This window comes from Saccharothrix sp. BKS2 (genome assembly GCF_047689505.1).
Classification (GTDB): domain Bacteria; phylum Actinomycetota; class Actinomycetes; order Mycobacteriales; family Pseudonocardiaceae; genus Actinosynnema; species Actinosynnema lopnurensis.
This window is the reverse complement of record NZ_JAUQOL010000014.1, coordinates 181,493-194,287: the sequence shown is the minus strand read 5'-3', so window position 1 is coordinate 194,287 and position 12,795 is coordinate 181,493. Positions and strand designations below refer to the sequence as shown.

The window sequence follows — 12,795 nt, the reverse complement described above, 5'->3', positions numbered from 1 at the left end:
AACCCTACTTGGCCGATCGGGCGGATCAGGACAAACCGCAGGCCGGCGCGCCCTCCAGCACGCCGCCGCGGAAGACCTCGACCCGCTTGAACCCGGGCTCCAGCGCCGACCCGCCCGCCGCGTCCCGCGCCGCGTAGTCGTAGGCCAGCAGCACCTGCACGGCCTCGTCCAGGTCGCCGGGGGACAGGCCGAAGCCGTCCTGCCGGGTGAAGACCTCCCGCGTGTACGCGCCGGCCAGGCACAACGCGCTGGTCGCCGCGCTCGCGCCCGCGACCTCGGCACCGACCGCGTCCATCGCCGCCAGCCCGTACCGGCTGGCCACCAGGACGCCCGTGGCGTAGTCGCCGATCCGCGCGTGCAGCTCGGGCAGGTCCTCCTCGACCTCGACCTCGAGCGTGTCCTCCGCCGGGCAGAACGCCACCGGCCCCTGGTCGCCGGAGCAGTCCGGCTCCTGCTCGGTGGGCGTGGTCTTCGGGGCGGTCCACTGCTTGCCCGCGCCCTCCACCAGGCCCTTGTAGTACCGGTCCAGGTCCTCGGTGACGGCGGTCAGGATCTCGTCGAACGGCAGGTTGCCGCCCCGGTCGCGGTCGTCGGCGTTGGTGAACGCCTGCTGGGTGAACACCCGGTTGTCGACCGTCATGGCCGCGCAGAACTTCGCGCCCTGCTGGTAGCCGTCCTGGAAGGCGGACACCCGGTCGAACGCGTTGCCGTGCGCGGACCGGTCGGTCTGCGAGGTGCCGACGGGGTCGCGGAAGGTGACCAGCGCGCCCAGCGCCGAGTCGAGCACCTCGGAGCCGATGCCCAGGTGCTCCGACCTGCCGTCGTTCACCCACTTGATGAACGCGCCCGCGAAGCAGTCGGCCATCGCCTCGGTGAGGATCGTCGGGAACCGGCGCGGCTCGCGGCGCTCGGCCTCGGGCGTGATGCCCATCCGGTTCTGCACGGCGTGGCCCCACTCGTGGGCCAGCACGATCACCACGGCGGCGTCGCCGAACCGGTCCTGGAGCACCGGCAGCAGCGCCGCCCGGTCCCAGGCGATGGCGTCGGCGCTGGGGCAGTAGAACGCGTTGCCCTCCACGTCGGACGCCTTCTCCGTGCACGGCGGCGGCTTGGCCGACGGGTCGGTGGTGTCCACCGAGTAGATCCCGCCCTCCAGCTCCTGCCACGGCTCGTCGAAGGTGTCCGGGAAGGCGTCCTCCCAGTAGGTGTTGATGTCGGTGATGGCGGTGGCCGCCAGCTGGTCGATCGGGCCGCCGTCGGTGCCCCGGATGAAGCCGGGGTCCACGGTTCCCCTGGTGACGGTCTCGCCCGCCACGGGTTTGCCCGGCACCACCTGGGCGCAGGAGGTCGTCGCAACCAGGACCGTGGTCAGCAGGACCAGCCGAGCCGATGCACGCCGCATGGGGCCCATTGTGCCCGCCCGCACCCCCGCGGGGTGAGCTTCGGGTGGGACCGCGACCACCCCCGGGCGGGGGTGGCCGCGGTCCCGGTCACGCTCAGTAGACGCCGAGGTACACGGCGGGCCGCAGGTCGGCCGCCGCCAACTGACCCGCGAAGCGGCGCTCGACCTCGGCGCGCTCCGCGGCGTTGGGCAGGTCGTTCCGGCACGTGGCCGGCGCGCTGGAGCCGGACATCAGGTCCGTGCACAGCCCGGTGCGCCGGTCGGGCAGACCGAGGATGTGCCCGATCTCGTGGGTGGTGATGCGGGGCCGGTAGTGGCCCTGCTGCACGGCCTGGCGTCCCATGTAGACGGTCCCGTTGCCGAGCGACGTCACGTAGGCCCGGGGCCAGCCGTTGTCGGCGTAGATCCGGATGTTGGTCGGCGTGCCGGAGGCGCGCTTGGCCAGCCGGACGTTGGCGACCGAGGCGTTCCAGTTGGCGGCCGCCTTGTCCCAGTCGGCGGCGAACTCCTGGGCCTGGCTGGTGTCGTAGTACAGGGTGCGGACCAGCACACCGGGGTCCGCCGCCGCGGGTGCGGCCGAGGCCGGTGCGGCGACCGCGACCAGCGGCAGCACCAGACCCAGCACGAGCAGTGCGGTGCGCGCGACCTTGCGCACGAACATGGTGGTCTCCTTCTGGCAGGGAAGAGCCGGGAGCCGGTGACAGGGGTGGCTCCCGCACCCAAACAACCAGCGACGGGACGTGCCCACCAGCCCCGGAAGTAGGGTCGCTCGGGCGCCCCGCCCGTGAAGTGCGCCAATTCGTGCAAATCACTCGCGCCGGGCGGCGTGCGCGGAGCGGAGCGGGGGCGCGCGGCGAGGGGCGCGCGGCGGGCCGTGCAGCGCGGGCGCACGGCGAGGAGCGCGCACGACAAGGGGCGCCCCACCCGTCGTGGAGCGCCCCCTCGTCGTCCCGCCTCAGTCCAGGCCGAGGCCCGGCTGCTCCTCCGGCACCAACCACAGCACCGCCGAGGGCGGCAACTGGAGCACCGCCGAGGCCGGCCGGCCGTGCCAGGGCTCCTCCGCCGCCTCCACCAGGCCCATGTTCCCGACCCCGGACCCGCCGTAGCCCTCCGAGTCGGTGTTCAGCACCTCGCGCCACCGCCCCGGCAACGGCAGCCCGACCCGGTAGTCGTGGTGCGGCATCCCGGCGAAGTTGGCGACGCAGGCCAGCAGCGACCCGTCCTCACCGATCCGCAGGAAGCTCAGCACGTTGCCGCCCGAGTCGTTGGCGTCGATCCAGGAGAACCCCTCCGGCCGGTCGTCGGCCGAGTACAGCGCGGGGGAGTTCCGGTACACCCCGTTGAGGTCCGCGACCAGCGACTTGACGCCCCGGTGCAGCGGGTCGTCCAGCAGGTGCCAGTCCAGCGACCGCGACTCCGACCACTCGCCCCGCTGCCCGAACTCGCCGCCCATGAACAGCAGCTGCTTGCCGGGGTGCGCCCACATGTAGGCCAGCAGCGAGCGCAGCGACGCCGCCTTGTTCCAGTCGTCGCCGGGCATCCGCTCCCACAGCGAGCCCTTGCCGTGCACCACCTCGTCGTGCGACAGCGGCAGCACGAAGTTCTCGCTCCACGCGTACACCAGCGAGAAGGTGATCTCGTTGTGGTGGAACGACCGGTGCACCGACTCGCGCGACAGGTAGTGCAGCGTGTCGTGCATCCAACCCATGTTCCACTTGAACCCGAACCCCAGGCCGCCCAGGTGGGTGGGCCGCGTGACGCCCGGCCACGCCGTGGACTCCTCCGCCACCATCACCACGCCCGGGTGCCGCTTGTACACCGTGGCGTTGAGCTCCTGGAGGAACCGGACCGCGTCCAGGTTCTCCCGGCCGCCGTACTGGTTGGGCAGCCACTCCCCGTCCGGCCGGGAGTAGTCCAGGTAGAGCATGGACGCCACCGCGTCGACCCGCAGGCCGTCGATGTGGAACTCCTCGATCCAGTACAGGGCGTTGGCGACGAGGAAGTTGCGCACCTCGTTGCGCCCGAAGTCGAACACGTAGGTGCCCCAGTCGGGCTGCTCGCCCCGGCGGGGGTCGGCGTGCTCGTAGAGCGGGGTGCCGTCGAAGCGGGCCAGGGCCCAGGAGTCCTTCGGGAAGTGGGCGGGGACCCAGTCCACGATGACGCCGATGCCGCGTTGGTGGAGGGTGTCGACGAAGTGCCGGAAGTCGTCGGGGGAGCCGAAGCGCGAGGTGGGGGCGTAGTAGGACGTGACCTGGTAGCCCCAGGACCCGCCGAAGGGGTGTTCGGCGACCGGCAGCAGCTCCACGTGCGTGAAGCCCTGCTCGACGACGTAGTCGGCCAGCTCGACGGCCAGCTCCCGGTAGCCCAGGCGCTGCCCGTCCTTCCCGGTCATCCACGACCCGAGGTGCACCTCGTAGACCGACATCGGCGCCTTCACCCACCGGGTGGCGTCCCGCCGCGCCTCCCACTCCGCGTCGCCCCACCGGTACTGCGACTCGGCGACGACCGACGCGGTGGCGGGCGGCAGCTCGGTGGCGAACGCCATCGGGTCGGCCTTCTCGTGCCACCCGCCGTCCTGGCCGAGGATGCGGAACTTGTACCGGGTGCCCGCCCGGATGCCGGGGATGAAGACCTCCCACACCCCCGACGAGCCGAGCGACCGCATCGGGTTGGCCCGGCCGTCCCAGCCGTCGAAGTCGCCGCACACCCGCACGCCCCGCGCGGTGGGCGCCCACACCGCGAACGAGACGCCGGTGACCGTGCCGTCGGCCGTGTCGTAGGAGCGCGCGTGCGCGCCCAGCGCGTCCCACAGCCGTTCGTGGCGGCCCTCGCCGATCAGGTGCAGGTCCAGCTCGCCGACGGTCGGCAGCCACCGGTACGGGTCGTCGACCTCGACCACGTGCCCGGAGTAGTCGACCTCCAGCCGGTAGTCGCCGGGGTGCTCGGGCAGTTCACCCGCGAACAGCCCGTCGACCACGCGGTCCAGCTCGAAGCGCTTGTCCCCGGCCATCACCGACACCGCGGACGCACCCGGCCGCAACGCCCGCGCCACCACCCCCTCCGGGGTGTGGTGCACGCCGAGCACGGAGTGCGGGTCGTGGTGCGACCCGGCCAGCAGCCGGTCGACGTCCTGGGGCGAGATCATGACTGGGCAGCTCCCTCTCCGGTGATCCGGGCGATCGACGAGAGCGGCACCGTCAGCCACTCCGGTCGGTTCGCGTGCTCGTAGGCCACCTCGTACACGGCCTTGTCGAGTTCGAACGCCCTCAACAGGTACCCGCGCCCGCGCGGATCACCCACGGAGGACGAGACCGCCTCGGCGTAGCCCTGGGTGAAGGCGGCCCGGTTGCGCCGCGCCCACTCCAGCGCCCGCACCGCGAGCTGGTGGTCCTCCGGCCGGCCGACGAGCAGCTGGTGCGCCGCGTAGTCGAACGAGCGCAGCATCCCGGCCACGTCGCGCAGCGGCGAGCGCAGCGCGGTCCGCTCCGCGATCGGCGCGCCCGGCTCGCCCTCGAAGTCGATCAGCAGCCACCCGTGCACGGTGCGCAGCACCTGGCCCAGGTGCAGGTCGCCGTGGATGTGCTGGATGGCGATCGCCCCCGGCGTGGTGTCCCGGGCCTGCTCGAACGCCTCGCGCAGCGCGGGCACGAACGGCTCCAGCTCGGGTACCCGCGACACCACCTCGTCCAACCGGGTGACCATGGCCTGGACGCTGCGCTCGATGTCGTCGCCGTCCGCGTGCTGGGTGCCCAGGGCCCGCTCCAGGTCCGCGTGCACGGTGGCCACCGCCTGCCCGAGCCGCCGGGCCTCGCCGGCGAAGTCGCCGCCCACCTCGTTGGCGTGCAGGTCCCGCTCGGTCATCAGGTCCCGCACGCTCGTGGTGGCCATCGCCCAGCCGTCCACCGCGTCGGGCAGGAACTGCTGGAGCATCCCGACCGTGGTGGGCCGGCCGTCCAGCTCGCCGGTGATCGACCCGAGCGGCCGGGCGATGTGCTCGCACCCGACCTCGTGCAGCGCGCGCTGGAGCACCAGGTCCGGGTTCTCGCCCACGGTCAGCTTGCGGAACAGCTTGAGGATGTACTGGCTGCCGAACACCAGCGAGGTGTTGGACTGCTCCGAGGTGATCGGGCGGCCGCGCAGCCCGGTCTGGAGCTCCACGCCCGGCTCGTGCGCGAACCTCAGCCCGTCGACCTCGCGGTTCTCGGCGATGAGGTCGAGCAGCACGCCGGTCAGCTCGTGGTCGAGCGTCGCGTCGTAGTTCTCCACCTGCTCGGTGATCAGCAGCTGGTACGGCTCGCTGCGCCCCGGTTGCTCCACCTCCACCACCAGGTGCACCAGCAGCGGTTCCCCGCCCCGCAGCACCGTGGTCCGCAGGGGGCGCACCGAGGTGACCGGGCGGTCCTTGCCGCCGAACCACCGCTGCGCGGGCAACCACCCCGGCAGCTCGGCGACCACCTTGTCGACCAGGCCGTGCGGATCGGTCACGTCCCTCACCTCGTCTCGCTGTCTTCGTCGTCCACGAGCTGGAACCAGTAGAAGCCGTGGCCGGGCAGCGTGAGCAGGTACGACAGGTCGCCGATCCGCGGGAAGCGGACACCGCCGGTCAGCTCGACGGGCCGCGCGCCGCGGTGCTCCGACAGGTCCAGCTCCACCGGCTGGGGGAACCTCGACAGGTTGTTCACGCACACCACCACGTCCTCGCGCCCGTCCGGGCGGCAGTACCGCCGCCGGTAGGCCAGCACGCTGGGGTTGGAGCCACCCAGGTCGGTGAAGTCACCGTCGGCGAACGCGCGGTGCTGCTTGCGCACCTCGATCATCCGCCGGGTCCAGTTGAGCAGCGAGGACTGGTTGTTCAGGTGCGCCTCGACGTTGAGCCCCTGGTAGCCGTACACCGGGTCCATGATCACGGGCAGGTAGATCCGGCCGGGGTCGCAGCTGGAGAAGCCCGCGTTGCGGTCGGGGGTCCACTGCATCGGCGTGCGCACCGCGTCGCGGTCGCCGAGCCAGATGTTGTCGCCCATGCCGATCTCGTCGCCGTAGTAGAGGACGGGCGAGCCGGGCAGGGACAGGAGCATGGCGGTGAACAGCTCCTGCTGGTTGCGGTCGTTCTCCAGCAGGGGGGCCAGGCGCCGGCGGATGCCGATGTTGGCCTTCATGCGCGGGTCCTTGGCGTACTCCGCGTACATGTAGTCGCGTTCCTCGTCGGTGACCATCTCGAGGGTGAGCTCGTCGTGGTTGCGCAGGAAGATGCCCCACTGCGCGTTCGACGGGATCTGCGGCGTCTGCGCCAGGATCTCCGAGATCGGGAACCGCGACTCGCGCCGCACGGCCATGAAGATGCGCGGCATCAGCGGGAAGTGGAACGCCATGTGGCACTCGTCGCCGCCCACCTCGGGGTTGCCGAAGTACTCGACCACGTCCGACGGCCACTGGTTGGCCTCGGCCAGCAGCACCCGACCGGGGTACTCGTCGTCGACGACCTTGCGGCAGCGCTTGAGGAAGTCGTGCGTGCGCGGGAGGTTCTCGCAGTTGGTGCCCTCCTGCTCGAACAGGTAGGGCACGGCGTCGAGCCGGAAGCCGTCGATGCCCAGGTCCAGCCAGAACCGCAGGACGTCGAGCATGGCCTCCTGGACGGCCGGGTTCTCGTAGTTGAGGTCCGGCTGGTGGCTGAAGAACCGGTGCCAGTAGAACTGGCCGCGCACCGGGTCGTAGGTCCAGTTGGAGGTCTCGGTGTCGACGAAGATGATGCGGGCCTCGGCGTACTTCTGGTCGTCGTCGTTCCAGACGTAGTAGTCGCCGTAGGGGCCGTCCGGGTCGGTCCGGGACTGCTGGAACCACGGGTGCGCGTCGCTGGTGTGGTTGAGCACCAGGTCCGTGATCACCCGGATGCCCCGGCTGTGCGCCTCGTCCAGCAGGTAGACGAAGTCCTCGACGGTGCCGAACTCCGGCAGCACGGACCGGAAGTCGGAGATGTCGTAGCCGCCGTCGCGCAGCGGCGATGCGTAGAACGGCGGCAACCACAGGCAGTCCACGCCGAGCCACTCCAGGTAGTCCAACCTGGACGCCAGGCCGCGCAGGTCGCCCGTGCCGTCGCCGTTCGAGTCGCTGAAGGCGCGGACCAGCACCTCGTAGAACACCGCGCCCTTGAACCAGTCGGTCTCGCGCGGCACGAGCCGGGCCGACCGGAACTCCTCGGCCTGCGGCTCCACCAGCAGGCCGTCCGCGCGGACGGCCTCACCGGTGTGCGGCACGTCCTCAAGACCTACCAGCGCGGCGTCGGGTCGGGCCTCTTGCTGCATCTGTGCTCCACCTCGCCCCACCTCGTCGGGGGTACGTTCGACAGCCCCGCGCGCCCTTCGGCGGGCGCGGGGACCGTGGGTGAAAAAAGGGGACCGGGTTGGTGCTGCCGGCTCCGGGGAGCCTGCTGACCGGGGCCGGCCTTGACCAGGGCCGGCCCTGACCGGGGTTAGCCCTGACCGGAGCGGCGCAGCACGCCGACGACGTGCGCCGGGGCGCGCCGGGGTTCAAGCCGCACGTAGTTGGCCTGTCCCCAGTCCCAGGTCTCCCCGGACACCTCGTCGTGCGCGATCAGCCGCTCGTGCCAGTCGAAGCCGAGCTCGGGCAGGTCCAGCCAGAGCGTGCCGTCCTGCGTGTTGTGCGGATCCAGGTTGACCACCACGACCACCGTGTCGCCGGTGCCGGGATCCTGCTTCGAGTAGGCGATCAGGGCCGGGTTCTCCACGTGGTGGAACCGGAGTGTTCGCATCTGCTGGAGCGCCGGGTGGGCCCGGCGGATCGCGTTCAGCTTGCGCAACCACGGTTCCAACGACCGGCCCTCGGCCACCGCCGCCGCGTAGTCGCGGGGGCGGAGCTGGTACTTCTCCGAGTTGAGGTACTCCTCGCCGCCGGGCTTGACGGCCTGGTGCTCGAACAGCTCGTAGCCCGAGTAGACGCCCCAGGTCGGCGCCATCGTCGCCGCCAGGGCCGCGCGCAGCGCGAACATGCCCGGACCACCCACCTGAAGGGACTCGGGCAGGATGTCCGGGGTGTTCACGAACAGGTTGGGCCTGGCCTCGTCCCAGTGGGCGACGAGTTCGGTGCCGAACTCGGTCAGCTCCTCCTTGGACGTGCGCCAGGTGAAGTAGGTGTAGCTCTGCGTGAAGCCGAGCTTGGCCAGCCCGTACAGCCGCGCCGGTCGGGTGAACGCCTCGGACAGGAACAGCACGTCCGGGTGACGGTCCTTGACCGCCCAGATCAGCCACGCCCAGAAGTCCGGCGGCTTGGTGTGCGGGTTGTCGACCCGGAAGATCCGCACCCCGTGGTCCACCCAGTGCAGCACCACGCGCAGGATCTCGTTGTAGACGCCCTGCGGGTCGTTGTCGAAGTTGACCGGGTAGATGTCCTGGTACTTCTTCGGCGGGTTCTCCGCGTAGGCGATCGTGCCGTCCGGGCGCGTGGTGAACCACTCGGGGTTCTTCAGCACCCACGGGTGGTCCGGCGCGCACTGGATGGCCAGGTCGATCGCGACCTCCAGCTCCAGCTCGTGCGCGCGGGACACGAAGGCGTCGAAGTCCTCGACGGTGCCCAGCTCGGGGTGGACCGCGTCGTGCCCGCCCTCGTCCGCGCCGATCGCCCACGGCGAGCCCGGGTCGTCCTCGGTGGCGGTGAGGGTGTTGTTCGGACCCTTGCGGTTCACCCTGCCGATGGGGTGGATCGGCGGCAGGTACACCACGTCGAAGCCCATCGCGGCGACCCGGTCCAGCTCCTTGGCGGCGGTGACGAACGTGCCGTGCACCGGCACGCCGGACTCGTCCACCCCGCCCGTGCTGCGCGGGAAGAACTCGTACCAGGAGCCGTACGCCGCCCGCTTGCGGTCCACCCAGACCTTCTGGGGCTTGCCCTTGGTGATCATCTCGCGCACCGGGTGGTCGTGCATCACCCGGCGGACGTCACCCGCCAGTGCGGGGGCGATGCGCTCCGCGAGCGGGCGGTGCTCGTCGCGCAGCGCCGCGGCCGCGTTGGCCAGCAGGGGCTTCTCGCGCCGCCGGTCGGGTCGGCGGCTCACCCGGTCGAGGAGCCGCGCGCCGGTCTCCAGGTCGTTGGCCAGTTCCTCCGGGCCCTGCCCGGCGGCGACCTTCGCCTCCACCGCGTGCACCCAGGTCGCCCACGGGTCGCTCCAGGCGTCCACCCGGAACGTCCACGAGCCCTCGGCGTCGGGGGCGATCGTGGCGGCCCAGCGGTCCAGGCCCGCGCCCCGCGCGCCCATGCGGGTCTGCCGGGCCACCCGGTCGTTCGGCCCGCGCCAGACGACGGTGGCGGCGACGGCGTCGTGGCCCTCGCGCCACACCGTCGCCTCCACCGGGATGTGCTCCCCCACCACGGCCTTAGCCGGGTAGCGGCCACAGCTCACGGTCGGGGAGACGTCGTCGATTCCGAGTCGGCCGCTCATTCGGCAGCGCCCCTCTCCCTGGTGCGACGCTTGCACGGTCAAGTCTGCCCGCAGCGATCGGATGTGCCGTCACCGGGGAGTCCTACTTGGTCTTCCTACCCCGTCTGATTGGATCGCACACTTGGCGCCGCCGTCCATCTCGACATGGCTGAGTCAAGTTCTCAGGTTCCGGGCCGTTGTCGTGGTGCCGCGCCGGTACCGTTCGGGCGAAGGTGTCACCCGGTCGCCCCCTCGCGTTAACGGTCTCGACCCCCGCGCGAAATAACTTGCAGGAAGAACGTTCGCCCAGGTCGGGCTGCATCGATCCCTGCATCGGTTCGGGTGACCGTTGCCCCGCACCGCTGGATGGGGGATAAGGTCCGACGCCATGCGAGCACTTCGCCGGTTCACCGTCCGAGCCAGCCTGCCCGAGCCGCTGGCGGCCCTGGGCACCCTCGCCACGAACCTGCGCTGGACGTGGCACCAGCCCACCCAGGACCTGTTCGCCTCCGTGGACCCCGGGTTGTGGGAGGCCGGTGAGGACCCCCTCCGCCTGCTGTCCGAGGTGGCGCCGGAACGGCTGGAGGAGCTGTCCCGCGACGAGCGGTTCCTCACCCACCTCCACGCGCTGGCCGACGACCTGCACCACTACACCACGGGCGCGCGCTGGTTCCAGCGCCGCCAGGACGAGCTGCGCCGGGACCGCGAGCACGGCGACCACCACGCGTCGCCGCTGCCGGAGGCCATCGCCTACTTCTCCATGGAGTTCGGCGTCACCGAGGCCCTGCCCAACTACTCCGGCGGCCTCGGCGTGCTGGCGGGCGACCACCTCAAGGCGGCCTCCGACCTGGGCGTCCCGCTGATCGCGGTCGGCCTGCTCTACCGGTCCGGCTACTTCCGCCAGGCCCTGTCGCTGGACGGCTGGCAGATCGAGCACTACCCCGTCCTCGACCCGCGCGGCCTGCCGCTGGAGCTGCTCACCGAGCCGTCCGGCGCGCCGGTCCTGGTGCACGTCGCCATGCCCGGCGACCGCGTGCTGCGGGCCAAGATCTGGAAGGCGCGGGTCGGCCGCGTGCCGCTGCTGCTGCTGGACTCCGACGTCGAGGAGAACGACGAGGATCTGCGCGGCGTCACCGACCGCCTCTACGGCGGCGACCAGGACCACCGCATCAAGCAGGAGATCCTGGCGGGCGTCGGCGGCGTGCGGGCCGTGCGCACGTACTGCGAGCTGACCGGGCACCCCGCGCCCGAGGTGTTCCACACCAACGAGGGGCACGCGGGCTTCCTCGGCCTGGAGCGCATCCGCGAGCTGACCACCGTCGAGGGCCTGGACTTCGACCAGGCGCTGGCCGCCGTGCGCGCGGGCACCGTGTTCACCACGCACACCCCCGTGCCCGCCGGCATCGACCGCTTCCCGGTCGACCTGGTCCAGCACTACTTCGGCTCCGAGCAGCTGCTGCCCGGCGTGAACACCCAGCGGGTGCTCGCCCTGGGCGCGGAGGACAACCCCGGCCTGTTCAACATGGCCCACATGGGCCTGCGGCTGGCGCAGCGCGCCAACGGCGTGTCCAGGCTGCACGGTTCGGTCAGCCGCGACATGTTCCGGGGCCTGTGGCCGGGCTTCGACGCCACCGAGGTGCCGATCGGGTCCATCACCAACGGCGTGCACGGTCCCACCTGGACGGCCACCGCGATGCGCGAGCTCCTCGGCGAGACCGACGACCCGGGCGCGGACCGACCCGATGCCGAGCCGGTCACCGACCAGCGGCTGTGGGAGCTGCGCAACGACCTGCGCGCCGAGCTGGTCGGCGAGGTCCGCCGCCGCACCCGCGCCTCGTGGTTGCAGCGCGGCGCCAGCGCGCTGGAGCTGGGCTGGACCGACTCGGTGTTCGACCCGGACGTGCTGACCGTCGGCTTCGCCCGCCGCGTGCCGACCTACAAGCGGCTCACCCTGATGCTGCGCGACGCCGAGCGGCTGCGCCACCTGCTGCTGCACCCCGAGCGGCCCGTGCAGCTGGTCGTGGCGGGCAAGTCGCACCCGGCCGACGACGGCGGCAAGGCGCTGATCCAGCAGATCGTGCGGTTCGCCGACGAGGCGGGCGTGCGCCACCGCATCGTGTTCCTGCCCGACTACGACATGTCCATGGCCCGGTACCTGTACTGGGGCTGCGACGTGTGGCTGAACAACCCGATGCGCCCGCTGGAGGCGTGCGGCACGTCCGGCATGAAGTCGGCGCTCAACGGCGGCCTCAACCTCTCCATCCGCGACGGCTGGTGGGACGAGCTCTACGACGGCAGCAACGGCTGGGCCATCCCCACCGCCGACGGCGTCGCCGACCCGAACCGGCGCGACGACCTGGAGGCCGCCGCGCTCTACGACCTGCTGGGCAACCAGGTCGCGCCGCTGTTCTACGACCGCGGCGAGGACGGCGTGCCCACGCGCTGGCTCGCGATGGTCCGGCACACCCTGGCCTCGCTCGGCCCGGCCGTGCAGGCGTCGCGGATGGTGCGCGAGTACGTGGAGGAGCTGTACGCGCCCGCCGCGTCGTCGGCCGCCTCCGTGGTCGGCGAGGGCTACCGGGGCGCCAAGGAGCTGGCGGCGTACCGGCAGCGGCTGCGGGCGTCGTGGACGCGCGTGCGGGTGCTCGACTCGGAGATGTCGCCGAACGGCTCAGCCGCGCCGCTGCTGGGCTCGCCGGTGGGCGTGCGGGCGCGGGTGGAGCTGGCCGGCCTGGAGCCGTCCGAGGTGGACGTGCAGGTGGCGCTGGGCCGCGTGGCCGACTCCGACGAGCTGTACGACGTGGTCACGCACCCCATGGCCTACACGGGCAACGGCAACTACGAGGCGGAGGTGCCGCTGCCGCACGCGGGCGCCGTCGGCTACACGGTCCGCGTCCTGCCCCGCCACGACCTCCTGGCCTCACCCGCCGAACTGGGCCGGGTGGTCCTGGCGGGCTGAGCCCAC

The 12,795-nt window shown here is 71.9% G+C and carries 7 protein-coding genes; 1 reads left to right on the top strand and 6 read right to left on the bottom strand.

Translation table 11 applies throughout. From position 1 onward, the window contains the following. Positions 1-25: 25 nt before the first annotated feature. The 6 genes from Q5530_RS28525 to Q5530_RS28500 all read right to left on the bottom strand — a co-directional run bounded on the left by Q5530_RS28525 (position 26) and on the right by Q5530_RS28500 (position 9,851). A complete protein-coding gene (locus tag Q5530_RS28525) occupies positions 26-1,402 on the bottom strand; it encodes a neutral zinc metallopeptidase (RefSeq protein ID WP_415365890.1) in 1,377 nt (458 codons plus the stop codon). A 94-nt stretch (positions 1,403-1,496) separates the two neighbouring features. Continuing rightward, positions 1,497-2,063: a snapalysin family zinc-dependent metalloprotease gene (locus tag Q5530_RS28520; RefSeq protein ID WP_415365889.1), complete on the bottom strand. Its 567-nt coding sequence runs from the start codon at positions 2,061-2,063 to the stop codon at positions 1,497-1,499. 294 nt (positions 2,064-2,357) lie between these two features. After that, positions 2,358-4,547, bottom strand: a complete 2,190-nt coding sequence (glgB, locus tag Q5530_RS28515; RefSeq protein WP_415365888.1) for a 1,4-alpha-glucan branching protein GlgB — start codon at positions 4,545-4,547, stop codon at positions 2,358-2,360. Next, positions 4,544-5,887: a maltokinase N-terminal cap-like domain-containing protein gene (locus tag Q5530_RS28510; RefSeq protein ID WP_415365887.1), complete on the bottom strand. Its 1,344-nt coding sequence runs from the start codon at positions 5,885-5,887 to the stop codon at positions 4,544-4,546. Before Q5530_RS28510 ends, glgB begins: the two co-directional genes overlap by 4 nt. 5 nt (positions 5,888-5,892) lie before the next feature. Continuing rightward, positions 5,893-7,701 (bottom strand): maltose alpha-D-glucosyltransferase, encoded by a 1,809-nt coding sequence (gene treS / locus Q5530_RS28505; protein WP_415365886.1) that lies wholly within the window; start codon positions 7,699-7,701, stop codon positions 5,893-5,895. 167 nt (positions 7,702-7,868) lie between these two features. Then, positions 7,869-9,851: an alpha-1,4-glucan--maltose-1-phosphate maltosyltransferase gene (locus Q5530_RS28500; RefSeq protein ID WP_380642095.1), complete on the bottom strand. Its 1,983-nt coding sequence runs from the start codon at positions 9,849-9,851 to the stop codon at positions 7,869-7,871. Positions 9,852-10,218: 367 nt separating this feature from the next. Between Q5530_RS28500 and glgP the strand changes: the two genes are divergently transcribed. Beyond that, complete coding sequence (gene glgP / locus Q5530_RS28495; RefSeq protein WP_415365885.1) at positions 10,219-12,789, top strand: alpha-glucan family phosphorylase; 2,571 nt, start codon at positions 10,219-10,221, stop codon at positions 12,787-12,789. Positions 12,790-12,795 lie beyond the last annotated feature (6 nt).